The organism is Muricoccus vinaceus (genome assembly GCF_042433125.1).
GTDB lineage: Bacteria > Pseudomonadota > Alphaproteobacteria > Acetobacterales > Acetobacteraceae > Roseomonas > Roseomonas vinacea.
Genome location: NZ_JBHLVZ010000008.1, coordinates 21,157 through 44,199 on the forward strand (window position 1 = coordinate 21,157; position 23,043 = coordinate 44,199).

General features: G+C 66.4%; 23 protein-coding genes and 4 pseudogenes. 12 read left to right on the plus strand and 15 right to left on the minus strand.

What is annotated here, in order from left to right; genetic code table 11:
• Positions 1–27 precede the first annotated feature (27 nt).
• Positions 28–1,014 (plus strand): Bug family tripartite tricarboxylate transporter substrate binding protein, encoded by a 987-nt coding sequence (locus ACFFIC_RS08200; protein WP_377049690.1) that lies wholly within the window; start codon positions 28–30, stop codon positions 1,012–1,014.
• Positions 1,015–1,037: 23 nt separating this feature from the next.
• Here the strand turns inward: ACFFIC_RS08200 and ACFFIC_RS08205 are convergent, their stop codons facing one another.
• Entirely contained in the window at positions 1,038–2,234 is a 1,197-nt protein-coding gene (locus ACFFIC_RS08205) for an FAD-dependent oxidoreductase (protein WP_377049691.1), read from the minus strand.
• Between the two features lie 293 nt (positions 2,235–2,527).
• Here ACFFIC_RS08205 and ACFFIC_RS08210 point away from each other — a divergent pair, with 293 nt between their 5' ends.
• Positions 2,528–3,157, plus strand: a complete 630-nt coding sequence (locus tag ACFFIC_RS08210; protein WP_377049692.1) for an isochorismatase family protein — start codon at positions 2,528–2,530, stop codon at positions 3,155–3,157.
• Positions 3,158–3,423: 266 nt separating this feature from the next.
• Here the strand turns inward: ACFFIC_RS08210 and ACFFIC_RS08215 are convergent.
• A pseudogene (locus tag ACFFIC_RS08215) lies at positions 3,424–4,137 on the minus strand (IS6 family transposase); the annotation flags it as partial.
• 111 nt (positions 4,138–4,248) lie between these two features.
• Positions 4,249–4,443: pseudogene (locus tag ACFFIC_RS08220) on the minus strand (IS5/IS1182 family transposase); the annotation flags it as partial.
• Positions 4,444–4,636: 193 nt separating this feature from the next.
• Here ACFFIC_RS08220 and ACFFIC_RS08225 point away from each other — a divergent pair.
• The 4 genes from ACFFIC_RS08225 (at position 4,637) to ACFFIC_RS08240 (ending at position 7,919) form a co-directional block, all read left to right on the plus strand.
• Complete coding sequence (locus ACFFIC_RS08225; RefSeq protein ID WP_377049693.1) at positions 4,637–5,080, plus strand: DUF305 domain-containing protein; 444 nt, start codon at positions 4,637–4,639, stop codon at positions 5,078–5,080.
• A gap of 10 nt (positions 5,081–5,090) precedes the next feature.
• Positions 5,091–6,548, plus strand: coding sequence for a YncE family protein (locus ACFFIC_RS08230; RefSeq protein ID WP_377049694.1), 1,458 nt, complete (start codon positions 5,091–5,093; stop codon positions 6,546–6,548).
• 61 nt (positions 6,549–6,609) lie between these two features.
• Complete coding sequence (locus ACFFIC_RS08235) at positions 6,610–7,137, plus strand: RNA polymerase sigma factor (protein ID WP_377049695.1); 528 nt, start codon at positions 6,610–6,612, stop codon at positions 7,135–7,137.
• The gene (locus tag ACFFIC_RS08240; RefSeq protein ID WP_377049696.1) at positions 7,134–7,919 is read left to right on the plus strand and encodes an anti-sigma factor family protein; all 786 of its coding nucleotides are present in this window, start codon (positions 7,134–7,136) and stop codon (positions 7,917–7,919) included. The genes ACFFIC_RS08235 and ACFFIC_RS08240 overlap by 4 nt, the downstream gene beginning before the upstream one ends.
• A 183-nt stretch (positions 7,920–8,102) precedes the next feature.
• Here ACFFIC_RS08240 and ACFFIC_RS08245 read toward each other — a convergent pair whose 3' ends face one another.
• From ACFFIC_RS08245 to ACFFIC_RS08265, 5 genes are all read right to left on the minus strand, one after another.
• The gene (locus ACFFIC_RS08245) at positions 8,103–8,333 is read right to left on the minus strand and encodes a hypothetical protein (RefSeq protein WP_377049697.1); all 231 of its coding nucleotides are present in this window, start codon (positions 8,331–8,333) and stop codon (positions 8,103–8,105) included.
• Between the two features lie 380 nt (positions 8,334–8,713).
• Complete coding sequence (locus ACFFIC_RS08250) at positions 8,714–9,238, minus strand: cupin domain-containing protein (protein WP_377049698.1); 525 nt, start codon at positions 9,236–9,238, stop codon at positions 8,714–8,716.
• 221 nt (positions 9,239–9,459) lie between these two features.
• Positions 9,460–10,293, minus strand: coding sequence for an alpha/beta fold hydrolase (locus ACFFIC_RS08255; protein WP_377049699.1), 834 nt, complete (start codon positions 10,291–10,293; stop codon positions 9,460–9,462).
• Complete coding sequence (locus ACFFIC_RS08260) at positions 10,290–11,000, minus strand: IS6 family transposase (protein ID WP_377049700.1); 711 nt, start codon at positions 10,998–11,000, stop codon at positions 10,290–10,292. Before ACFFIC_RS08260 ends, ACFFIC_RS08255 begins: the two co-directional genes overlap by 4 nt.
• 624 nt (positions 11,001–11,624) lie before the next feature.
• Positions 11,625–11,801 (minus strand): hypothetical protein, encoded by a 177-nt coding sequence (locus ACFFIC_RS08265; protein ID WP_377049701.1) that lies wholly within the window; start codon positions 11,799–11,801, stop codon positions 11,625–11,627.
• Between the two features lie 494 nt (positions 11,802–12,295).
• Here ACFFIC_RS08265 and ACFFIC_RS08270 point away from each other — a divergent pair, with 494 nt between their 5' ends.
• The 3 genes from ACFFIC_RS08270 (at position 12,296) to ACFFIC_RS08280 (ending at position 14,088) form a co-directional block, all read left to right on the plus strand.
• Positions 12,296–13,054: a gamma-glutamylcyclotransferase gene (locus ACFFIC_RS08270; RefSeq protein WP_377049702.1), complete on the plus strand. Its 759-nt coding sequence runs from the start codon at positions 12,296–12,298 to the stop codon at positions 13,052–13,054.
• Positions 13,055–13,260: 206 nt separating this feature from the next.
• Positions 13,261–13,872, plus strand: a complete 612-nt coding sequence (locus tag ACFFIC_RS08275) for a hypothetical protein (RefSeq protein ID WP_377049703.1) — start codon at positions 13,261–13,263, stop codon at positions 13,870–13,872.
• Positions 13,873–14,088, plus strand: coding sequence for a hypothetical protein (locus tag ACFFIC_RS08280; RefSeq protein WP_377049704.1), 216 nt, complete (start codon positions 13,873–13,875; stop codon positions 14,086–14,088).
• A gap of 199 nt (positions 14,089–14,287) precedes the next feature.
• Here the strand turns inward: ACFFIC_RS08280 and ACFFIC_RS08285 are convergent.
• Positions 14,288–15,514, minus strand: a pseudogene (locus tag ACFFIC_RS08285) (IS3 family transposase).
• Between the two features lie 256 nt (positions 15,515–15,770).
• Between ACFFIC_RS08285 and ACFFIC_RS08290 the strand changes: the two are divergent.
• The 3 genes from ACFFIC_RS08290 to ACFFIC_RS08300 all read left to right on the plus strand — a co-directional run bounded on the left by ACFFIC_RS08290 (position 15,771) and on the right by ACFFIC_RS08300 (position 17,763).
• Positions 15,771–16,181: a tyrosine-type recombinase/integrase gene (locus tag ACFFIC_RS08290; protein WP_377049705.1), complete on the plus strand. Its 411-nt coding sequence runs from the start codon at positions 15,771–15,773 to the stop codon at positions 16,179–16,181.
• Positions 16,178–16,456, plus strand: a complete 279-nt coding sequence (locus ACFFIC_RS08295; RefSeq protein WP_377049706.1) for a site-specific integrase — start codon at positions 16,178–16,180, stop codon at positions 16,454–16,456. The genes ACFFIC_RS08290 and ACFFIC_RS08295 overlap by 4 nt, the downstream gene beginning before the upstream one ends.
• A 959-nt stretch (positions 16,457–17,415) precedes the next feature.
• Entirely contained in the window at positions 17,416–17,763 is a 348-nt protein-coding gene (locus tag ACFFIC_RS08300) for an MHYT domain-containing protein (protein WP_377049707.1), read from the plus strand.
• Between the two features lie 31 nt (positions 17,764–17,794).
• On the opposite strand, the gene ACFFIC_RS08305 is transcribed toward ACFFIC_RS08300, so the two are convergent.
• From ACFFIC_RS08305 to ACFFIC_RS08330, 6 genes and pseudogenes are all read right to left on the minus strand, one after another.
• Positions 17,795–19,152, minus strand: a protein-coding gene (locus tag ACFFIC_RS08305; RefSeq protein ID WP_377049708.1) for an IS3 family transposase whose coding sequence is annotated in 2 segments (ribosomal slippage) — positions 17,795–18,801 and positions 18,801–19,152 — 1,359 coding nt in all. Because the reading frame shifts where the segments join, the coding sequence is not laid out codon by codon here.
• Between the two features lie 158 nt (positions 19,153–19,310).
• Entirely contained in the window at positions 19,311–19,967 is a 657-nt protein-coding gene (locus tag ACFFIC_RS08310) for an ISAzo13 family transposase (protein WP_377049709.1), read from the minus strand.
• Positions 19,933–20,577, minus strand: coding sequence for an ISAzo13-like element transposase-related protein (locus ACFFIC_RS08315; RefSeq protein ID WP_377049710.1), 645 nt, complete (start codon positions 20,575–20,577; stop codon positions 19,933–19,935). Before ACFFIC_RS08315 ends, ACFFIC_RS08310 begins: the two co-directional genes overlap by 35 nt.
• A gap of 121 nt (positions 20,578–20,698) precedes the next feature.
• Positions 20,699–21,718: a sulfate ABC transporter substrate-binding protein gene (locus ACFFIC_RS08320; RefSeq protein WP_377049711.1), complete on the minus strand. Its 1,020-nt coding sequence runs from the start codon at positions 21,716–21,718 to the stop codon at positions 20,699–20,701.
• A gap of 166 nt (positions 21,719–21,884) precedes the next feature.
• Positions 21,885–22,799 carry a cysteine synthase A gene (cysK, locus tag ACFFIC_RS08325; protein WP_377049712.1) on the minus strand — a complete coding sequence of 305 codons (915 nt, stop codon included), beginning with the start codon at positions 22,797–22,799 and terminating at the stop codon, positions 21,885–21,887.
• Between the two features lie 49 nt (positions 22,800–22,848).
• A pseudogene (locus tag ACFFIC_RS08330) lies at positions 22,849–23,043 on the minus strand (ferredoxin--NADP reductase); the annotation flags it as partial.

Sequence of the window (23,043 nt, forward strand, 5' to 3'; positions counted from 1 at the left end):
GATACGCATACCGAGAGGTGACCCCACATGACCGCTGCGTACCCATCCCTTCGCCGCCGCCACCTTCTCGGGGCCGCGGGCCTGGTCGCGCTGCCATCCGCCGGGCACGCCCAGGGCGGCTGGCCCGCGCGCCCGGTGCGCTTCATCGCCACGGGGCCGGCGGGCGGCGCCGGGGACGTGCTGTCGCGCATGCTGTGCGAGCGCCTTTCGGCGCAGCTCGGCCAGTCGGTCGTGGTGGAGAACCGCCCGGGCGCCGGCACCAACATCGGCATGGCCGCGATCGCGCGGAGCGCGCCGGACGGCTACACGATCGGCCTCGCCTCCATCGCCTCCAACGCGGTGAACCGCTGGCTCTATAAGTCCCTTCCCTTCGATCCCGAGAAGGACGTGGTGCCGGTGTCGCTCATCGCGCTGACGCCGAATCTGATGGTGGTCTCGCCCTCGCTCCCGGCCACCACCGTGGCGGAGTTCATCGCCTATGCGAAGGCGCATCCGGGTGCGGTGAACTACGGCTCGGTGGGCGCGGGTTCCTCGCAGCACCTCGCGGGCGCGCAGTTCGGGCTGGCGAACGGGCTGCAGATGCAGCACGTCCCCTACAACAACTCCGGCCAGCTCAACACGGACCTGATGGAAGCCCGCGTGCAGGTGCTGTTCCAGTCGGTTTCCGCGGTGGCGGAAATGGCGCGCGCCGGGCGGATGCGCCCCCTCGCAGTGACGGGCGCCGAGCGGCTGGACGCCTTCCCGGAGGTGCCGACGCTGCGCGAGGCCGGGCTCGACATCACCTCCATGGGCTGGTTCGGCGTGGTGGCGCCCACCGGCGTGCCGGAGCCGATCCTGGACCAGTTGAACCGCGAGACGGTGGCGGCACTGAACGAGCCGGAGCTGCGCCAGCGGATTGCCGCGCTCGGCTCTATCCCGCGTCCCACGACGCGCGCGGCCTTCGGCGAGTGGATGGCGGCGGAATCCGCCAAGTGGCGCCCGGTGGTGCAGGCCACCGGCGCTTCCGCCGACTGAACCGGGCGCGGGGCGCCGCCGCATCAGGCGACGGCGTCCAGCTCCTGGAGGGAGCGGATCATGGAAGTCCGCATCAGGTGCTCCTTGTGCCGCGCGGGGTCCTCCGACGTGCGGCGGAGCTCGTCGAGCGCCGCGGCGCGTACGGCCGGGTCGCGCTGGTTGAGCGTGGCGCGGTTGCGCAGCGCCTGCTGCTGCACGACATCGAGCGCGACCTTGCGTCGCTGCCGCTCGTAGCGTCGGAGCAGCGAGGCATCGGCGCCGCGCCACACCGCCGCCAGCTTCTCCGCCAGGTTGAAGGCGTCGTGGATGCCGCCGTTCATGCCCATGCCGCCGAGGGGGTTGTTCACATGCGCCGCGTCGCCCGCCAGCAGGATGCGGCCGACGGCGTAGCGATCGGCGACGCGTTCGTGCACGCGATAGGCGGTGCGGTGGCGGATCTCATAATCCTCACCGACCGGCAGCACCGCCTTCATGCGCTGCTGGATGCGGGCGTCCGACAGCATGACCTCCTCGGGCTCGCTCGCGTCGGTCGGCAGCAGCAGGCGCCAGAGGCTGGCGGTGCGGAGCAGCACGAACCATTCCTCGGGGTCGGAGATGTAGGCGATGTTCGCGAGGTCCGGGATGGCCTCGTGGAAGGGGAAGGGGGTCGAGAGGGTGAGGTAGAGCTCAGGGATGGTCTGGCCGTCGAAGCCTATGTCGAGCGCCTTGCGCACCGCGCTGCGCGCACCGTCCGCGCCGATCAGGAAGGCCCCCTCGAGCGTTTCCTGTCCGCCATCCTCCCGCTCGATCACCAAGCGCACCCCGTCCTCGTCCTGAGAGGCGGAGACGGCGCGGGCGCCATAGGCGAACTCCACGGCGGGGTTGGCCGCCAAGCGGTCGCGCAGCAAGCGCGTCAGGCGCCACTGCTCGCATTGTAGGCGGTAGGGGTGGTTCGTTTCCCCGCACAGCAGCGCCATGTCGAAGGTGGCGACCGGGCCCGCGCGGCGGTCGCGGAACTGCCAATGGCGGCAGATCAGCCCCTGTTCCACCAACGGCGCGGCGGCGTCGAGGCGGTCCAGCATGTCGAGGGTGGGGGGGTGGAAGGTGGAGGCGCGCAGCCCGTCCGGCAGCGCGGCCTCGGCCTCGATCACCAGGATCGGGATGCCCGCCTCGGCCAGGCAGGCGGCGGCGACCAGGCCGACCGGGCCTGCGCCCGCGATGAGGATGCGGGGGATGCTCATGGCCGCGGCCGGGCGGGGCTGGTCCAGGGGCGGCGGGGAGGGGGCGCTTGGGTGACGCGGTCTCTCATAGGGTCATTGTGTACAATGTCGCCATGATGTCCAGGCAAAAACATTGGATGATGCGATGGGGTTGCGGGCAGATGGTGGCGACATCGGTGCCGATGTGTGGTGGACTGGCGGGTATTGGCCTCTCTATTGTGCACAATGCACGCAATATCCTGCCGGCGTGCCATTCGGCCGGGCGAAGCCCGCTTTATCCAAGGTAGCCCCGGCGGGGTGGGAAAGGAGAAGTGATGAAGGACGAAATGGAGATCTACCGGCGCCAGGGCTTCGCGACGCCGATGGGGATGGGCCAGGCGCCCGCCGTGCTGGTGATCGACTTCGTGCTGGGCTTCACCGATCCCGCGCATTTCGGCGGCGGCAACATCGGCGAGGCCATCCGGCGCACCACGGAGCTGCTGGGCATCGCGCGCGCCCAGGGGTGGCCCGTGGCGCATACCCGCGTGGTCTATGCCGATGACGGCTCCGACGCCGGTGCCTTCGCCATGAAGGTGCCGGCGCTGCTTGGTCTGACCGAGACCAGCCCGCTCTCCCAGATCGTCCCCGAGGTGGCGCCCCTACCGGGGGAGGCGGTGTTCCGCAAGCGGCACGCCAGTGCCTTCTTCGGCACCGATCTGGCCGCATGGCTGGCCTTCCGGCGGGTGGACACGGTGCTCGTAGCCGGCTGCACCACCAGCGGCTGCGTGCGGGCCAGCGTGGTGGACGCCTCGGCGCACAACATTCGGCCGGTGGTGGTCACGGATTGCGTGGGCGACCGGGCCATCGCGCCGCACGAGGCCAACCTCTTCGACATGGGGCAGAAATACGCCGACCTTCTCTCGCTGGAGGAGCTGCGGGCGGCGCTAGCCCGCAACGCCGCCTGAGCGGCCGGGCGCGCCGCCGTCACCCGCCGTCTACCCCGACCGCCTCCGGCCGGAGCGCCGTCTCCGCCAGGCCGGCCATGTGCCGCGCGGCGATGTGGTTCCGTCAGCTCTCGCGCCAGAGTTGCCGTCACATGCGGGCTGATGCTGCCGGTTTGCCCTGCCTCGAGGATAGCGAAAGCGGCTTCCGCGCGACGCAGATGAAGCATGCGGTGGCGATTGGCGGTAACATGCTGGTTGTGGCGAATGCGAGGGCGGAGATGGTTGCGGAGTTCGTCGTAGCTGCGACAGAAGCGCTCGGCTGAGGTGAAGCTCTTGAACCCGCGCATACATCGGATGCGGCCTTTGATGCCCCGGTGGTCCTGCTCAAGCCCGTTGTTCCTGTAAGCACTGGTGCGGTGAGTGACCCGCTTGCCAAGCGTCGAGCGGATCGCCCGTGGGTACGAGCCATGCCCGTCCGTGGTGACCTTGTCGGGGACGATGCCTGTCGCCGACCTGGCCGAGCGGAAGAACGCCTGCGCGGCCGCCATGTCTCGGTGCTCGCTGAGCATGGTGTCGATCAGGTCACCGTTCCTGTCGATCGCCCGATACAAGTAGCACCAGCGCCCACGGACCTTCAGGTAGGTTTCGTCGACGTGCCAGGAGCGGTTCCCGGGGCCACCCTTTTCACGCCGACGCTGGCGCAGTTCACCTGCGAGAACCGGTGCGAGTTTTGCTTCACAGCCACGCACCGCCTCGTGGGTGAACACGATGCCGCGGAGGAGGAACATCTCGGCCAGATCGCGCAAGGTCAGGCGGTAGCGCAGGCGCCAGAGCACCACCAGGGCAATCACGTCGCTCGGGTACTGTGCCCGGTTCAGCACTCCCGAGCTGCGCTCGTTGAACCCTCGGCCGCAGGCGCGGCAGCGAAAGCGCCTGTAGCCCTGGGCCGTGCGGTCCCGCCGCTCAACCACTTCCGCCGAACCGCAGTTCACGCACCTCATTCCAGGCTCCCAGGCGCCTCTCAACCCGTTAGGAGCCTACCCACGCCCGCCCCCGCTCGCCAATCCAGGCGCCCCGGCGCGAACTCTGACAGATCCGGGCCGTGGTGATCGCAGGGCGGAATAGCGGGGTTGCCCAGCGCGTTTGGTTCGGGGTTCTGCCTTCCAAGCTGAGATGGCCGCTTCTGTGAACCAGATCGTCAGACTGCCGCGCCCGCGCAGAGCAGCATCATACTCACTCCAGTTCGTCGCCCTGAACCGTTGCTTCGGAATGCGATGGCGGTGGTTGGCATTCGCCTTGAAAGGCAAGCTCGGCTCCCTTCGAGGATGGCAGGGCATCGTCCCCTACCATCCTACCTCGGGCGGATCGCCAGGCCGACCGCTGCAACACACCCGCAACGCGCCGTTTTTGGGCAACGTAGTTTTTTCACGAGAGGCGGGAATAAACGGGCGCAGCCGGTGTCTCCCTCATCAGAGCAGGCAGCAAGGGATCAGTAGCACCATGAATAGTTGGGCATTCAGGCGCCGCCTCGGCGCCGGGCTGGTGGTGCTGGCCGGGCTCGCGGGCGCACCTGTCCTGGCGCATGACGGGCATCATCAACCTGGACCGTCAGCAGCGGTTCCTGTCCCTGGATCAGCAGCCGATGGGTCCTTTTTTACCGAGAACGAGGCGGCCATGACGCGGATGATGGAGGCCATGGCCGTCCCTGCCACGGGCGACATCGACCGTGACTTCGTCGCGATGATGACCCCGCACCACCAGGGTGCCATGGACATGGCCGTTAATTATCTCCGTCACGGCAGGAACGAGCAGCTGCGGCGCCTGGCGCAGGAGATCGTCGTGACCCAGCAGCAGGAGATCGCGGCCATGCGACTTGCCCTCGGCGAGGCGCTGCCACCGTCAGTCCCCGCGCCCACCCAGGCCAATTCCCTCTCGACCCGCTAGGATGCGCCTCATGAAATCCCGTCTTCTGGCCACCGCCTGCCTCGGCGGCAGCCTTCTCTCGGCCGTTGCCTGGGCCGGTCAGGCCCCCAATGCCGCATCGGCGCCCGATCGCCCGGTCTCCCACCAGGACCGCGTCTATGCGGCCGAGCAGTTCTCCAACACCGTCTCCGTCACCGATCCCGCGAGCAACACGCTGCTCGGCGTGATCCGGCTCGGCGATCCGCAGCCGGGCAATCTCAGCCCGCTTTATCGTGGCCAGGTGCTCGTGCACGGCATGGGCTTTTCGCCCGACCACCGCACCCTCGCCGTGGTCTCGATCGGCAGCAATTCTGTCACCTTCATCGACACCGCCACCAATGCGGTGAAGCACACGACCTATGTCGGGCGCTCCCCCCACGAGGCCTTCTTCACGCCCGATGGATCCGAGGTCTGGGTCACCGTGCGTGGTGAAGACTACGTCTCGGTGCTCGACGCGAAGACCTATGAGGAGAAGATGCGCATCCAAGTCCCTGCCGGGCCTGGGATGACGATCTTCTCGCCGGACGGGGCCTACGGCTATGTCTGCTCCTCCTTCAACCCCGAGACGGTAGTGATCGCGATCGCCAGTCACGAGGTCGTCGGTCATGTGAAACAGGAGAGCCCATTCTGCCCGAACATCGCGGCGACGCCTGACGGAACCCAGGTCTGGATGACGCTGAAGGATGTCGGCCGGACCATGGTGTTCAACGCCCGCCCGCCATTCAATGTCATTCACACCATGGACACCGGCCCGATCACCAACCACGTCAACTTTGCCCGAGCGTCGCATGGCACCTTCGCCTACGTCACGGTGGGCGGGTTGAACGAGGTGAAAGTGCTGCGGACAGACGACTTCTCCCTGGTCGCCGCCATCCCGGTTGGCAAGCTGCCGCACGGGCTCTGGGCGTCCGGCGATGGCAGCCGGATCTATGTCGGGCTGGAGAACGGAGACGCGCTCGCGGTCATCGACACCGCGACGAACACGGTCGTCGGCAACGTGCCGATCGGGCAGGCGCCACAGGCGCTGGCCTATGTGCCGGAGGCGGTGCCTGAAGGGGACGGCAGGGCCAACCTTCAGCCGCTGGGACTGGCCGGCCAGACCGCCCACATTACCTTGGGCGAGCCGGACAAGACCGGCATGCCGACGAGCGTTTCGCTGTTCGACCAGGGGTTGACCCAGGTGCTGCAGGCTTCCGTAACGGGGCTCGAGCCGCACAAGCCCTATACGCTGGCCCTGGCGGACCAGGCCGATGGGCGCGGTACCCTGCAGCCGCTGGCCGCCTTCATGACCAATCCCGCAGGCTCGGCCATCGTCAACACGGTAGGCCCGATCCGGCAGGTGTTGGGGACCGCGGCGGTACAAGGCGCGCAGCCGGCACGCCGCTACCTCGTCATCGCCTCGGGAAGCGCGGACAGGCTGGGCGCCCCCGTTCAGGTGCAGCAGCCCTGATGCGGCGGGCCCGTCCGAGCGCCACCGGGCGGGCCCTCGCCCGGTTGGGGGCCACCTCGCCATGAACGACATGGCGCAGCTGATCGAGCCGCTGATCCCTGCCCTGCGTCGCTACGCCCGTGCCCTGCTGCGCGACCGCGTTGCCGCCGACGACCTCGTGCAGGACGGGCTGGAGCGCGCCATCGGCCGTTGGTACCAGCGCCGGGCCGACGGCAACGCGCGCAGTTGGCTCTTCGCCATCGTCCACAACCTCGCCCTCAACCGAACGCGCCAGTCCAGCCGGCGCGGCCCGCACCTGCCGCTAGAGGCTGCCGAGGGCGTCAGCTGTGGTACTCCCACTCAGGAGGAAGGATTGAAGCACCGGGATCTGGTGCGCGCGCTGCAGACGTTGCCGGAGGAGCAGCGCAGCGTCGTTCTCCTTGTGTCGGTCGAGGAGCTTTCCTACGCCGAAGTGGCCGAGGTGCTGAAGGTGCCCATCGGCACGGTGATGTCGCGGCTGTCCCGAGGGCGGGAGAGGCTGCGGCTGGCTATGGAGGGCGCGACCGTCGCCGAAGCCGCCGGCGCCCCGCATCTCCGGAGGGTCAAATGAGCACGCGCCCGGTCACCGAAGACGATCTGCACGGGTTGGTCGACCTGCGGCTCGACGCGTCGCGGCAGGCCGAGGTCGAGGCCTATCTCGCTCTGCATCCCGAAGTCGCGGCGCGCGTCGCCAGCTACCGCAGCCAGCGCGCGGCCCTGAGCGAGGCCCTGGCGCCCATTGCTGAGGAGCCGCTGCCGCCCGGGATGCAGATCGGGCATCTGGTTGCGGCACGCCGCCGCCCCGCCCTGGCAGGCTGGCGCGCAGCCGCGGCTGCATTGCTGATGCTCGGCCTTGGGGGTGCCGGCGGTTGGGGCCTGCACGGCCTGACGGCGTCGGCGGTCCAGGCGCCGGTCCAGGGCATCGCGGCACTGTCCCAGCAGGCTGCCGACAGCTACGCCGTCTACGCCGCCGATCGCGAGCGCCCGGTTGAGCTGCGCGCGAGCAGCCGGGCCGAGCTGGTGGACTGGGCTTCGGAGCGGCTCGGCTATCCGGTCGCCCCGCCCGACCTCTCCGCCGCCGGCTACCGGCTGATGGGCGGGCGGGTGGTTCCGACCCCACAGGGTCCGGCCGCGATGTTCATGTTCGACAACGATCGTGGCACGCGGCTGGTGCTGCTCACGCGGGGCATGGCAGTGGATCGGGACACCTCCATGGCCCACCACGCCCGTGGCCCGCTCGATGCCTTCACGTGGTCGTCTGAGGGGAACGGCTACAGCCTGGTCGGCGCGCTGCCGCCGACGACGCTGCATCCGCTGGCCGATGAGGTGCGCCGGCAGATGAGGCGGGTCTGAGCAGCTTCGGCCCTCCCGGACCGGCTCATGACAGGCTTGCGACACAACCGCCCGAGCCCCCAGGTTCTTGCGCGGCTGTAGTCGGGTCTCCCCTGCTCAAGCACGGGGTCTTGCTTCCAGCCGTGGGGCAGCAGCGAAGGCGCTACACCGGCTCTGTTCCGGCTCCGGCGGCCGACGTCCGGGCTAGCTGGTGAAGTAGTACCTCTCGGCCCAGGTCCAGGGCGGGTCCATCGAGGCGGTCGTGGCATCGTGCCCCTGAGGTGCGACAGGAGCCATGGCTTCGGCCGCCGACGGCTGCGGGGTGGCGCCCGCAGACATCAGGAGTGGCAGTGCGACTAGAGCCAACTTGCCCATCGCTGCGAGCCGACCTTTGCCGGCGCTCAGCAGATCAATGCTGAATGGCGTCTTCATCATCGTTGGGTTCCCCTGCTTCGCTGTCGTCGGGATTTAGACACCGGGGTGAAGCGTCTATTCCTTTGCCCTCCTGAAAATAACCTCGGGACGTACGAACGGGTTTGCACGCTGTGTTTCCTACAGCTGCCACCTCCCCAGCTCGGGAGCGACCGCCCAATTCATCCTACGTTGCTGCTGCCTGACAAACGCCTCCGTCACCTAGCCATCCGACCCGCAGGGCGATGTCGCCCCGACCAAGCCCACCATCGCAGCCCCAAGCCTCGCAATCAGTACGGACGTCGGCCTCATCGCCTGCATTGGGACGGTATGCGTGCGCAACCATCCAGTGCAGACAAAAGCGCCCGATTCGGATTCGCAAAGTCCGTGGTGAATTTTACGGGTTAGCCCTCTCGCATTGGAGGGGGCTCGAAAGGCAAAAAATGCATATCGAAGCCTTTGGCAATCGTCGCAATCCGGGCCATTGCGTCGGAGAACGGCATATTCGCAAAGGGGGCGAGTTGATCCGCCTCCGCTACGGCGTCGAAAAACCTTTGATGGAGCTGGTTGGAGATGCTGAGAAGGCGAGCAGGTTTAAAAGTGCGATTATAAAAGGCGTGCAAGCCGTTAATTGGAACGATGATGGTTTCGCCGCCCCCCGCCGGCACCCATTCATTTCCACTATCGCTGACCCGCGGGAAATCCACCTCACCTTCCAACACATAAAAAATTTCGGCGTAGGGATGGCTATGCAACGGTACGCCGTCACCGGGCTCTAACGTCATCTCAAACATGGACAGGGAGTGACCAGAGTCCTTGTTCTTCACCTTCCAAGTGAAGCGCGCTCCCGCAACGTTGAAGCGCTTACCCTCGCCGCGAGGGATTTTTCGAAATCCGCCGCCCGCGGGAATGTGTCGCAACATGTCCATTATACTCTCCAGCTATGGCTAAGGTTGGTCGGTCGGTTAAGTGTTCCGCCATTGCTTCCGGTGGTGCACTTCGGTGCCGGCGCGAAGATCCCTTCAGCTTAGGACTGGCACTGACAGCAGTGCCAACTCCCAGCGACGGGTCAAAATTCACACGCCGGTCGTAAGAGCGTGGATCAGCCTTTTAGCAGTAATTGTAGGACAACTCTTGTGCTGCTCCGTTTTCAGGCGAGGCGCCGGTCCTGTCCTGCCAGGAAGTCTAGGAGTGCTTGGTTGACGGAGTCGGGCGCCTCCAGGCTGGAGATGTGGCCGGCGTCCGGAATGGCCACGAAGGGACACCCGATCCGTTCCGCAATGGCTTGGCCTCGTGCGACGGGCTGCGCAAGATCGTCCACCCCCGTCATCACCAAGCTCGGCATCGACAAACTGGCTACATCCGCCAGGAGGTCACCACGACCGAAGATGATGCGGCCGAGCGGCGCGACGTTATCCTTCAGCCGTTGGGGCGGCCAGTCACGCAGCGTCTGCCGGAAGGTCTCCGGTAGCTGGGGATGCCGAGTTCTGACCGTGGGCGAGAAGAACAGTGGCACCACAGCATCGAGAACGGGTTCCGGCACTGCGCCGTGGGCACCGACGGTGCCGAGCATAGCGAAATATCCATCCCGCGTCTGTTCCGGCTCGACTGCGAGTGAGGTATCCATCAGCACGAGTCCTGCCACCCGCTCTGGCGCCATCAGGGCGAGCTCGGCCCCCCACATGCCCCCGACCGAGAGGCCGATGATTGAGCAGCGGCCGACGTTCAGCCGGTCGAGCAGCGTGAGATGCTGCTGCGCGAGGTCGCGCATGGTCGTCGTGCCGGGCGGCAGGGCAGCGGAGCCGCCATGGCCCCAGAGATCGGGTACGATCACGCGGTAGCGGGCGGCTAGCGCCTCGATCTGGGGCGCCCACATCGACGTGTCCCAAAGGAAGCTCGGTCCGAGTACAACTGGTGGGGCATTGGCAAGTTGATTGATGAGAGGGCGAGTTCGGCTAGATGACTGAGGGTGCGGCAGGATCATAATGCCGTTTGGACGCAGGTCTCCTGCTGCCAGCTGTGAAAGGCCTTGGTGCGGGCGCGCCGGTACTCACCGGCCGTCATCAGGTGTCGACGCGGACGAAAATGGCCGTAGATCATGCTGTGCGCCGAGAGGAACCGCTGAGCCCGCTCGGCCGACTTGAACCGTTGCATCTGCCGCTCTCGCCGTCGGGTGGGCCGATGCGAGTTCTCGGCGCGATTGTTCAGGTAGCGGCTGCTCCGGTGCCGCACCTCGGGCAGGAGTTCGCGCTGGGCCACGCCGTAGCTCCTCAGCCCGTCAGTGACCAGCCGGCGCGGCTTGTACTTGAGGCCGGTGAGGAGGCGCTTGAAGAACCGTTTGGCTGCACTTCCGTTCCGCCGATCCTGAACAAGAATATCCAGCACCACGCCGTGCTGGTCCACCGCTCGCCAAAGATAGTGCAGCACGCCGTTCACGCGCAGAAACACCTCATCAAGGTGCCAGGTGTCGCCCGGCTTGGGCTGCCGCCGCCGCAACTTGGCCGCGAACTCCGAGCCGAACTTGCGGCACCAGTTCCGGATGCTCTCGTGGGTGACGGTGATGCCGCGCTCCGCCAGGATCAACTCCACGTCCCGCAGACTCAGGCTGAACACGTGATAGAGCCATACCGCGTGACTGATGATCTCCGCCGGGAAGCGGTAACCAGGGTAGGTCACGGAGTCCGACGTCATCCCATCAGATTGCCCTGGCTCGGTTGTTCCGACCACCGCCCATCAACTTGCCAATGCCTCCGTGAGGCAGTGTCGCTGAATCAGCAACGCGCCCTCGCCCGAATGAGCACGGATCGGAGCTGCCCGTTCGACCTGCACCGGCTCCTCCCGGTGCCTGCGACCATCCTCAGGCTTGGCCCGGAGGAGGTGGCAAGCCGGGACTGGCTTGCCGCCCACTGGGAGTATTACCCGCCCGCTCCGGCACGTGGAGGAGCTGCCTGGCAAGCTGGACGGGCGACGGAAGAAGATGGCGGAGCTCAGGATGGGCTTCTGGTCGGCTGACTGGTCGCCCTGGCGGGCGGTGCTGCGACTCCGGCGGAACTGGCCCGCGCTCGCCCTGGAAGAGCCTGCACGCAGGGGAGGGACGCCCACGAACCCGGCCGGGACCAGACCACTCCACACCTGCGGGTGGAGGGCTTCGAGGGCCCGCTCGACTTCCTGCTGGAGATGGTCCGGCGCCAGCGGGTGGACCTCGGCCCGCTCTCCATCCTGACCCTCACCGACCAGCTGGTGGGTGCCATTCAGAACAGCGGCAGTGGCATTCGGCTGGAGCGACGGGCGGATTGGCTGGTCATGGCTAGCCAGCTACTGCTTCTCAAGGCGCAGCTGCTGGCGCCGGCCAGCCCCGAGGCCGCCGAAGAGGCAGGAGTTGAGGCCCGGCGGCGCCTCACGCAGCTGGACGCGCTCGCCCGCATGCGGGCCGGCGCCGCGTGGCTCGCCGCGCGGCCGCAGCTTGGGCAGGAGGTCTTCGCGCGGGGGCAAGCGGACCCACCCGCCCCGCGGCCGCAGGCGGAGCTCTACGTAGCCTTCTTAGAGGCGACGCTTGCCATGCTGGAAAGCCGGGAAGGGCAGGGGCGGAGGTGCCCTCGACCTACCGCCTCACGCCACCCGACCTGTGGCGTGTCTCGGATGCGGCTCAGCGCATCGCCAGCTTGTTGGAACAGCGCCCCTATGACTTACCACTCGAGCGCTGCCTACCGTTCTTTCCGGCAGCATCCGACCGGCAGCTTCGTTTCCGTGCTGCCCTCGCCAGCACCCTCGTCGCTGGCCTTGAGCTCGCAAGGGATGGGTCTCTCCTGCTGGAGCAGACACAGCCGTTCGGCTCCATCATTCTTGCATCTCCTCGCGCGTGAGATGATTGCCGCAGAGCGGAAATCGAGCGTTCCTGGCTGCTGCTCTGTCGACCCCACATCGGTGGGGCTGAACTCAGCGATAACCGCTTCGGGCCGTCGCGTGCGTGCAAAGGATCAACTGGTATGCGCAAGCCCATGCTGGAGGTGCCCGAAACGTCCATCGCACCGGAAGGAGCAGTGGAGGCGGAAGGTCCCGAAAGCCCGCACATTCTCACTCGCGAGAGGCTGCTCAGCGGAGCCGTGGAGGAGATGGTGCGTGAGGCTTTCGGCAGCAGGATGCTGACCGACGACCAACGTGAGGCATCACTGCGGAACACCCTTGCTGCCCGACCAGACCATGGCTCTGGCATTTGGCTGTTCGGGTATGGCTCGCTCATCTGGAACCCGACTGTGCAGTACGTGGAGAGCCGGATCGCCTCGATCGAGGGATGGCAGCGTGCGTTCTGCCTTTCAACACCAGCCGGCCGTGGCACACCCGAGCACCCTGGTCTTGTGCTTGCCCTGAACGCAGGAGGGAACTGCACCGGCGTTGCCTTCCGCATTGCCGGAGAATTACTGGTGCAAGAGCTCTCCATTGTTTGGCGGCGTGAGATGCTGACGGGTGCCTACATTCCGCACTGGGTGCCGCTGCGTGGCCAAACCGGCGACATCTTCGGATCCGGCATTGCCTTCACGATCAACCAGGTGGGGCCTCAGTACGCGGATCTACCAGAAGCGGAGATCGTGCAACGACTTGCCACGGCAAGAGGTGCTCTGGGGAGTGCCTCGGATTATCTCTTCCAGACCCGGGACGGGCTTAAAGGGCTCGGCATCACTGATCCACTGATCGATGACTTGGCTTTGAAGGTGGGCGAGGCGACAGCAACCGAGCGCGTTGTGTGAACGCCCCAGAGACGACCTCGCGCGCCTGTGCGCCAAGGACGGCAGGACGTGGCCGACGTGCCGGTTAGCGCCTGAACTAAGCCCCGACGAACGAAAGAAAATGCGTCTTATCACGAGCCGCCCAGCGGAGCCAAAGCCAATGGACAGCGTGATCCTGGTTGTGCATGTTCATGCTTTGTTCGCGGGAGTCGCGCATGGAGGAAACATTGAGCCCGGGACGCGTGCGCCCCGAAGCTGAGCGGGAGGCGGTCACCTACCTGGCCGACACCGGCGCCACGCAGGCGTTCCTGGACGGCTACGTTCGCCAGCGCTTTCTTCGGGAGCTCGACGATGAGGAGACCGTCATCCGGAGCCTGCCCTTCTATGCGACGGGTACCGGGGCAACCTTCGCCGCCATGGCGGTCGCGGCCCCGCAGCTCCGGCAGGCGGCGCCGGGCTACGCGGTGCCGATCGCCGCGGCCTTTGCTCTCGACGTGGCGCTGGTCGTCGTGTCCATCGCCTGCCTGCTAGCGGCGCTCGTCCGGCGGGGTGTGCTTGACGTGGCGCCGGAGGCGGAACTGCTTCGGTCGGCGGGTCAGGTAGCCCAGGAAACGAGGGAGCAGTTCGCGGATGCAACGCCGCAGGAGCTGGAGAGCATCATCCTTGCCCGGGTGCGCGGCAGCCTCGTCGCTCAGATGATTGTTGCGACCGCGCGCAACCGGCAGGCGAACCGGGAAAGGAAGACCTGGAGGAACCGAGCCTTCGTTGCCCTTGTCGGCGCGTTGCTGCTGACAATCGGCGGGCTCGTTGCTACCTTCGCGGCCGGAGGGCTCAGATAGATGCTCAAGGCGGTGCGCGATGTCGCTCCCAAGGGAGCGGAGAACCCCGACGCAGCGGGCGAGGAGATGCGCCCGCGATGGGGTGAGTTCCCCAAGCTGGTCGAGGAGGACCGGGGTAGCCCGGCTCCTATCCCGCCGAGGCGCCCGCCTGACACGAAGGAACTTCGCGATCTCACCGACATCGCGATCTCTCTCGGGAACCCCCGCGCGCGCTGATCCTATTATCAGGATTGTGCTTTATGAGATGCCGCCGCACTGAGCTGTGGCTTGCCTGCACGCCAAGGTGACCACGGAAGCGCTCGCCTCATCGCTGCAGCCGCAAAGCAGGTTTCATAACCAGACGATGGAGTAGTCTCATAAGATTGCACGGCTCAAGCCTGTACCGCCCGCAGTTGTTGAGACACCTGAGTGGAACCTACGCGGCGAGAGCCGCGGGTGAAAGCTGATCCTGGCGGACGGCATCCGGTGTTCTGAAGCCGTGGCGCTCGATGAGCCATGTCGAGTTGTAGGTCCGGCGGAACTCGAGGAGCGCCTGACGGAGTTGCTCGACGGTGTCGAAGGTCCGGACCCAGAGGAGGTTTTCCTTGAGGGTTCGGATGAAGCGTTCGGCACAGCCATTCCCCTCGGGTGCCCGCACGAAGGCGGGTGAGCTCTCGATGCCGAGGAAGGTCAGCTCGCCCTGGAAGGCGTCGGACATGTACTGCGAGCCGTGGTCATGGCGCAGGGAGAGGCCTGCCGCGATGCCTTTGGCGAAGCTGCCGAAATGCTGGCGCACGCCCTGCCTGAGGGGCTCGAGGGCCTCGAAGCGGGTGCCGCGCCGGGCGGCGTGGAGACCGACGCACCCGGCGCTGTGGTGATCGACGGCAACGAACACCGCCGCCTGGCCCTCAGCCGTCCAGGTGGTGGTCATGTCGGTCGCCCACATGGTGTCCAGGGTCTCCGGGATGATGGTGCCGTCGTGGTTGCGCGGGCCCCGGGGGGTGCCGACCCGGGATGGGGCGAGCAGGTCGTGCTCGCGCATCAGCCGCAGCACCCGGCGGCGGGAGGTCCGAACGCCCTGCACGCGCAGCCTTGCCCAGACCTTGCGGTGACCCTCGCCATGAAAGGGGCTGGCCGCGAGGACGGTCCGGATCGCCTCCAGCAGCGCCGCATCCGGCATCGGCCCAACGGGCCCTCGGCGTCGAAGTGGCTCCGTCCGGGGCGGCAGGCGATGGCGGTAGATCGTGGCCCGGGCTGCCCGCCAGACCTGACACACCCGGGCCAAGCCATAGGGCCTGCCGCTGCTGGGCGAGACGGTCAGGCTCATGGCCGTGACCTCCGCCGGGCCAAAGGGCGGCCACCCTCGAGCGCCGCTACCTTGGCCTCCAGTAGCTCGCGCTCAAGCAGCATCTCACCCAGCCGCGCCTTGAGCCGCTCGCTCTCGAGTTCCTCCCCTGCCGTGGGCCGCGCAGCCAGGCTCGCCTCGCCAGCCGCCAGGAAGGCGTCGCGCCAGCCGCTGAGTGTCGCGGCCGTGACACCCAGTGCCCGCGAGACCGTCTCCAGGTCCTCGCCCCGCAGCAGCCGCAGCAGCGTCCCGCTTGCGCTGCCGTGACATCCGACCGCCCCGACCTGGACCGGCGGCATCCATCGTCTCTGTCGTCATCGTGCACCCCATCGACGGATACCGTCCGCTTGCGGGGCGTCTCATTCAACTGTGGGGCGGAGGACAACGATGATGTCCGGAGCAGATCGTGTGTCCAGGTAGTGAGGACGGACGGGAACGGGTGCGCTCAACGCTTTCTCCATGAGGTGCACCGGTGTGGAGGCCGGCTACAGTTCGGACCAGTTCATTGGGAACCCGCCGAAACTGAGTATCCCGAACGGCCTTGAGGAACCATGCGGGAAAGTAGGGGACTGTGTTGCACAGTTTGGAAACGCGCCAGCCGGCGATCAGCGCCACCATGCGCGGCATCCTGGCGACTCATGGCAAGCCCGCGCGCCCGGCGGCGGCGCTCACCTCGGCCGAGGTCAAGCGCCTGCTGGCCAGCTGCGGCACCGACGTGGCCGGGGTGCGCGACCGCGCGCTGCTGCTGGTGGGGTTTGCCGGGGCGCTGCGGCGCTCCGAGCTGGTGGGGATCGACCGCGAGCACCTGCGGTTTACCTCAGAGGGCATGACGGTGCTGATCCCGCGCGCCAAGCGCGACCAGGAGGGGGAGGGGGCCTCGATCGGCATCCCGCGCGGGCTGAACCCGCTCTCCTGCCCGGTGCGGGCGGTGGAGGCCTGGCTCAAGCGAAGCCGCATCGAGTGGGGCCGGTGTTCCGGCGCGTGAGCGCCGCGGGTGGGCTGGAGGACCGGCTGACGCCGCAGGGGGTGTGGCGGATCCTGCGGCGGAGGGCGGAGATGGCGAACCTGGTGGTGCATGAGAGCGAGCGGCTCTCCCGGCACGGGCTTCGGGCCGGGTTCATCACGGAGGCCTACCTGAAGGGGGCGCTGGACGAGCAGGTGATGCACCACACGCGGCAGCGGAGCATCGCCACCACCCAGGGCTACCGCCGGCGGGCCAAGATCACGCAGGACAGCCCAGCACGGCTGCTCGACCTCTGAGTGTAGGGCAGGGGGCAAGCCGACCCGGACAACACCTCTCCTCACCTGCGGGTGGAGGACTTTGAGGGACCGCTCGGTTTTCTGCTGGCGTTGGTCGGGCGCCAGCGGGTGGACCTCGGCCCGCTCTCCCTCCTGCGGCTGACTAACCAGCTGGTGAGGGCCATCGAGAACAGCGGCGGTGCCATCCGGCTGGAGCGGTGGGCCGACTTGCTGGTCATGGCCAGCCAGCTGCTGCTGCTCAAGGCGCAGCTGCTTGCCCTCACCAGTTCTGAAGGGGCGGCGGAGGCGGAGGCCAAGCGGCGTCTGGAGCAACTGGACGAGCTTGCCCGCATGCGGGCGGGAGCCGCCCGAATCTCGGCACGTCCCCAACTTGGGCAGGAAGTGTTCGCGAGAGGGCAGGACCCTCCGGCCCCACCGAGGCTGCAGGCGGAGCTGCATGTCGCCTTCCTGGAGGCGACCCTGGCCATGCTGGAGGACAGGGTCGGGCAAGGAGCAGAGGCGCCTCAGACCTACCGACCCCACCCTCTGGTCGCTGGCGCATCTCGGACGCCATGCTGCGGATCAGCGAAATGCCTCAGCGGAGCCCGGCCGGCGTTCCGATTGAACGCTGCCTACCGGCTCTCTCGGCGCAGGCGCCAGACCAGCCGCTACGGCGGCGTGCTCCGCTCGTCAGCACCCTGGTCGCAGGGCTGGAACTCGCTCGCTTCGGGAGGGTGGCAATGGATTAGGGCAAATAGTTCGAGAAGTTCGTATTCGCCGCTCGAGGGGAGGAGGCGGCGAGGATTCCTCCTGTTGCGCACTGGCGGACGAGTTGTTTCCAAGCCCTGGAAGTTGGTTCATCCTCCAACTGGACAGACTGCTGAACAAAACTTCTCAATGTGCCACCGCACTGAGACAGCGACCTGCGATATCACTGGTGAAGTGGGCCCTTTGTATCACCTCGCGTGCGAAAGATAAGCATGATGACTATCCATGGTTCGCACGATCTAGTCTTGATCGTCCTTTCCGTACTGATTGCCACCGCCGCGTCCTTTACGGCGCTCGACTTGGCAAGCCGCATCCAGGCATCCATAGGATGGCCGCGATATGCTTGGCTCGCGACCGCAGCGCTGGCTATGGGAGGCGGCATCTGGGCCATGCACTTCGTGGCGATGCTCGCCTTCAGCTTGCCGGACACGGAGCTGGGATATGACCTCGGCCTGACTCTCCTCTCCTTGGCAGTTCCGATCGGCGCAACCGGCATCAGTTTCGCGGTCGTAAGCAGTGTCCGTCGTCGAATGCTTTGGGACAGAGAGGGTGCTGGCTGAGTGGAGGCTTCGGCGCATCTGGGAGTTGACGTTAGGCGGCATGACGCTGGTGCAGCAAGCGCCGTTGCTGGATGGTCTGGCGCTTGATGCGTTCGCGCTCGAGCAGAATGGTCTGCCCTCGGCCGAGGTAGACATCGGCCGGGGTGAGGTTCTGCAGACTCTCGTGGTAGCGCTGGTGGTTGTAGTGCTCGACGAAGGCCTCGATCTGCATCTCGAGGTGGCCGGGCAAGTAGTAGTGTTTGAGCAGGATCCTGTTCTTGAGCGTCTGGTGCCAGCGCTCGATCTTGCCCTGGGTTTGCGGGTGGCAGGGAGCGCCGCGGACATGCGCCATGCGCTTCTCGTCGAGCCACTTGGCCAAGTCGTCTGCGACGTAGCAGGGACCATTGTCGGAGAGCAGTCGCGGCCGGTGCCGGACCTTTGCCTGGTCGCATCCCGAGGCGGTGAGTGCTGCCTCCAGTGTCTCCGTGACATCGCTCGCGGCCATGGTGGTGCAGAGCTTCCAGGCGATGATGTATCGGGAGAAGTCGTCGAGCACGGTGGAAAGGTAGAACCAGCCCCAGCTGGTCACCTTCAGATAGGTGAAGTCCGTCTGCCAGAGTTGGTTTGGCGCCGTGGTCTTGGTGTGGAACTCCTCGGCCGCCTTGACCACGATGAAGGCCGGGCTGGTGATCAGGTCATGCGCCTTGAGCAGGCGGTAGACGGAAGCTTCCGAGACAAAGTAACGCTCCTGGTCGGTGAACCGCACCGCAAGCTCGCGCGGGGATAGTTCCGGCGCCTCCAGCGCCAGGTCCACGATCCGGGACCGCACCGCGTCGGGGATGCGGTTCCAGACCCGCTCCGGCCGAGATGCCCTGTCCTCCAGCGCCTCGGGGCCGCCTTCCTGGTACAGATCGCACCAGCGGTAGAAGGTCGCCCGCGGGATGCCGAGCCGCTCCAGGGTGCGCCGGACCGGCAGGTGGGATCCCTCGACCAAGCGGATGATCTCGAGCTTCTCGGCGGCAGGGTACCTCATTCGCGGTCGCCCCCATCCGCGATTAAACTTTTTTTGAGCAGCCGCAGCTCGAGCGCCTGCTCCGCCACCACCTCCTTGAGGCTGCGCGCCTCCTGGCGGAGGTCCTTGACCTCGTCCGTCGTGGCCGCCCGGGCCGTGTCCCCGGCCAGGCGGCGCTTGCCCGCTTCCAGGAACTCCTTCGACCATGTGTAGTATAGGCTCTCGGCGATGCCCTCCCGTCGGCACAGGGCGGCGATGCTCTCCTCCCCCCGCAAACCCTCCAGCACGACCCGGATCTTGTCCTCGGCCGAGTAGTGCTTGCGGGTCGCACGGCGGATGTCGCGCACCACCCGATCGGCGGGCGGCTTCGCGTTCGATGTCACTGACTTCTGGCTCATGGCTCGTTCCCTGGCGGTTACGATGAGCCGGGAACCCTCCTTTCCTCAACCATCCCCGCCTGTCTCATGAGCCCTGACGGCGGACAATGGGGAAGCCTCAAAGCAAGCTCAACTGTAGAACTAGGGGCAAGGCAGAGAACTACTTGCCGTTTTCGATCTCAGGCTGGACGTGGTGAGAGGGTGTAGTTCCAAGCGGGACAGACTGTGTGTGAAGCGAGGCGGAGCCTGCGCATGTCATTGTCCGACACCCGCTCACCGCTCTCGTTGCCGCCGCGCTTGAGGCTAACGGTGACTTGGAGCCCGTTTGCTGTCGTGGTGCCGGCGATGTAGCGGCTGATCGTGTCGAAGCTGCGCAGTGGCACGCCAGCCCAGTTGGTGCTGATGTGGCTGAAGAGCCGGTGTTCGATCGGGTTCCACTTCGAGCAGCCGGCCGGATAATGACACACGGTCACCTCGAGACCGCAGGCGTCACAGAGCTGCTCCTGCAACTGCACCTTCCAGACGCGGGAGCGGCAGCTGTTTGACCCGCCGGCATCAGCAAGGACGAGAAGGCGCTCGGTCTTTGGGAAGCGCCGCCGCCCTTCGGCTTCCCACCAGTTGCTGATTGCCTCGACGGCAAAGCGCGGTGTGTCGAAGCAGTCGCCGATGCAGACGTGACCGCGGTTCGTCGTCAGCTCGTAAATGCCATACGGAATCGCCTGACCCACCGCATCCTGCGGCCAGTCATGCACCAGCACGGCCTCGGCCTTTCGGCACCACGCCCGGCCGGCATTCCTGAAGTTACCGACCAGCTCCTTTTTTTTTTGTATCCACACTGATGATCGGCGCGCCTGCTGCCACGAACTCCGCGCGCTGTTCAGCGATGTGGCGGAATTGAGCGTCGCGCTCGGGAGGCGAGGCGCGTGCCTCGGTGCGGCGCGCATTGGCCTTGGGCGAGTAACCGAGTTGACGCAGGAGCCGAGCGACCGTCGGACGGCTCGCCCGATGTCCCGCCGCCGCCAATGCTTCGCTCAGGTGAGCCAAGGAACTACGCTTGGCTTTCGCCCGCCGCCCCATCGGGTCACCCGCCGTCTCGGGCGCGAGCAGCGCCTCCAACGCAGGCCTGAGGCCAGGGTCCTGTGCCTCCCGAGGCGGCCGGCCTCCTCCCGCCGCGCGCACGCGCCCCACCGCGTGGCCGGTGAGGCCCCCCTCAAGCTCGCGCCGGCCGCGCCCGATCGTATGGGGGCTCAACCCGGTGATCTGCGTCAGCAGCCGCGCACCACCATAGCCCAGACGCGCCGCCTCAAGCGCCACAAACCAACGCCGCTGCTGCTCGTCCAGCCGGCTGGACAGAAGATTGATTTGCTGGTGCAGCAGGCGATCGGGATGCGGGCCCTGCGACTGACACCGTGGGCAGGTGCACTGATGAACTGCAGGCTGGGACATCGGGGAAGCTCCGCTCAGGACGGATGCACAGCACCACATCAACGCGCGACCCCTCGTTTTTATGCACCTTGTTCTCTGCGTTGCCCTAGGAGAGCGAGCGACGAGCCGGAAAGTGCTACGCTCAACGGCCCGGCCGAGAAATGCGATCGAAGCTGCCACCATCGGCGAAGTGAGCGCGCTGCGCATTGGCCCAGCCGCCAAACTCCTGGTCGATCGTGACGAGGTTCAGGTCTGGGAAGCGCACCGAGGAAGCAGCCAAGGCCGCTGCCTCACGCGGGCGATAGAAATTCTTGGCGGCGATTTTCTGGCCTTGAGGACTGTAGAGGTAACGCAGGTAAGCCTCCGCCACAGCGCGTGTGCCCCGCCGGTCCACGTTGCGGTCCACTACTGCCACTGAGGGTTCCGCCAGAATAGAGATGGAGGGAGCCACGATGTCGAACTGCCCTTCACCGAACTCCTTTTGAGCCAGGTAGGCCTCGTTCTCCCAGGCAAGGAGCACGTCGCCCTGGCCGCGTTGAACGAAGCTGGTGGTGGATCCCCGCGCGCCCGTGTCCAGGACTGCTACCTGGCGCAGCAGCTTGCCCAGGTACTCCTCGGCTGTTGCGTCCGAGCCGCCGGGCTGGCGCCGGGCCCAGGCCCACGCCGCCAGGTAGTTCCAGCGCGCCCCGCCGGAGGTCTTGGGGTTGGGCGTGACAATGCTTACGCCTTCCTTCGCGAGGTCGCCCCAGTCCCGAAGACCCTTAGGGTTCCCTTTTCGCGTCAGGAAAACAATGGTGCTGGTGTAGGGCGCGCTGTTGTGCGGTAGCCGCGTGATCCAGCCCTTTTCAATCAACCCGCGCTCAGCGATGGCGTCCACGTCGTAAGCCAGCGCGAGCGTCACCACGTCTGCTTGCTGTCCATCGATGATAGCGCGCGCCTGCGCTCCGGAACCACCATGGGAAGCGTTGATGCGGACTCGCTGGCCGCTGTTCTCCTTGGCCCAGTGCTCAGTGAAAGCAGCGTTGTAGGCGCGATATAGCTCTCGTGTGGGGTCATACGAGACATTCAGGAGCGTAGGCGGCGACTGTGCGCCAGTGGCCTGAGCGCTGGCTGCGAGGGCAGCGGCCGCAAGAGCCGTACGGCGGGAGAGGACCGATGTCATGACATTCTCCTGGGAGGGATGGTACAGCCAGTCGCAACTATTGAAGCAGCCTGGGAGATGACGGTCAGACCATCACGCAGCACGCCAGCCAGACAGGCTCATGACCAGCAGGTGCAGGGCACGACATCACTCATGGGATTTTGTTTCCTGTCAGTTGACGCATGGATCAATCCGGCAGGAACTCCGGCACCGAAAGGTAGCGCTCGCCCGTGTCGTAGTTGAAGCCGAGCACGCGGGTACCCGGTGGCAGCTCCTTGAGCTTCTGGGCGATGGCAGCCAGCGTCGCGCCCGACGAGATGCCGACCAGCAGGCCTTCCTCGCGGGCGGAGCGCCGCGCGTACTCTTTGGCGTCGTCGGCCGAGACCTGGATTACTCCGTTCAGAAGCTCTGTCTTGAGATTTGCCGGCACGAAGCCGGCGCCGATACCCTGAATTGGGTGTGGTGCGGGCTCTCCCCCGGAGATAACCGGAGATGCCGCCGGCTCCACCGCGAAGACCTGCAGGCTTGGCCACCTCGGCTTCAGCACCTCCGCGCACCCTGTGATATGGCCGCCCGTGCCGACACCGGTGATCAGAACGTCGATCCCCTCCGGGAAGTCGGCCAGGATCTCCTGGGCAGTGGTGCGGACATGCACTTGGATATTAGCGGGATTGTCGAACTGACCGGGGATCCACCCCCCTACCGTCTCAGCCAGCAACTCCTCTGCCCGGGCGATTGCACCCTTCATGCCCTTTTCACGCGGGGTCAAATCGAAGGTTGCCCCATAGGCGAGCAAGAGACGCCGCCGCTCAATCGACATGCTCTCCGGCATCACAAGAATAAGCCTGTAGCCCCTAACCGCTGCGGCCATCGCCAAACCAATGCCGGTGTTGCCCGAGGTTGGCTCAATGATCGTGCCACCAGGCTTCAGCTGTCCGTCGCGCTCCGCTGCCTCGATCATGGCAATGCCGATACGGTCCTTGACCGAACCGCCTGGATTGGACCTCTCAGACTTGATCCATACCTCGGCATCAGGGAAGAGGCGAGACACCCGGATGTGCGGCGTGTTGCCGATCGTGGCGAGAACGCTGTCAACTCTCATCAGAGATGCTCCTGAATTGCTAGGTGACCGACAAAGGTATCGACACGGCTTACTTTTCGACAAAGGCCTTCTCGATCACGAAGTGGCCGGGCTCGTGCTGGCTGCCCTCCTTCATGCCCATCGCCTCCAGCCGGACGCGCGCGTCCACCAGCATCTCCGGCGAGCCGCAGAGCATCACCCGGTCGTGCTCGGGCGACATCGGTGGCAGGCCGAGGTCGCTGTAGAGCCTGCCGTTGTCCATCAG